Raw genomic sequence first — 330 nt, 5'->3', positions numbered from 1 at the left:
GTATTTGTATCTTTACTATCAAAAACATCTTTTACTGGCTTTGTTGCTGTTGGATTTGTTGTTTCATTTGTATCAAAATCATTACTTCCATCTACTACATTTGCCTTGTTTTTGATTTCTTCTCCATTTACATTCTCATCTACTTTTACTTTAAATGTAACTTCTACTGTTTCTCCATCTGCTACATTTTCTTTTGTCCAAGTGATTTCTCCATTGTCAAAGACACCGTCATTGTCTGCAGAATTTTCCACATAAGTTGTATGTGCAGGTATTTTATCCTTTATTACAACCTTTTGTACTTGTCCTGTAGTATTCTTGTAAGTTATCTTG

General features: G+C 31.8%; 1 protein-coding gene. It reads right to left on the bottom strand.

Features of this window, described 5'->3' with window-relative positions; translation table 11 throughout:
- A partial coding sequence (locus VJI93_RS09410) for a hypothetical protein (protein WP_324000523.1) occupies positions 1-330 on the bottom strand: 330 nt, incomplete at both ends.

Source organism: Parvimonas sp. M20 (assembly GCF_035282425.1).
Classification (GTDB): domain Bacteria; phylum Bacillota; class Clostridia; order Tissierellales; family Peptoniphilaceae; genus Parvimonas.
This window is presented reverse-complemented; position numbering and strand designations above follow the sequence as displayed.